Annotated in this window: 1 protein-coding gene; it reads right to left on the reverse strand. The window is 70.7% G+C overall.

Going from position 1 to position 300, the window contains the following annotated elements; all coding sequences use genetic code 11:
• Window positions 1-300: DsbA family protein (locus tag KVS71_RS17245; RefSeq protein ID WP_368874976.1), on the reverse strand; the 300-nt coding region annotated here is incomplete at both ends.

Consider the following 300-nt stretch of genomic DNA (forward strand, 5'->3'; position numbering starts at 1 on the left):
CCCAGCGCGCCGACGTAGCCCTCGCCGTTCAGAACGATCATCGGTGCGGCCGTGAGCACGAGGTCGCCGGAGCCGGGGAGCGGCCCCTCGAGCGCGCGGGTCGCCGCCTCCTTCGCCCAGCTGACGTAGTCGCCGTCCTGGATGCAGGAGCGCACGGTCTTGCCGTTGCCCACGCCGACAGCGCCCGCGAGGTTGGCGAGCTCTTCGTCCGACATCCCGTCGCTGCCCACATCGGGCTGGGCATCGAGCAGGTCGTGGTTGAACGCGTAGAACTGGTCCGGCGAGTGCGTCGCCACACAG

This window comes from Microbacterium sp. GbtcB4, assembly GCF_019091465.1.
GTDB lineage: Bacteria > Actinomycetota > Actinomycetes > Actinomycetales > Microbacteriaceae > Microbacterium > Microbacterium paraoxydans.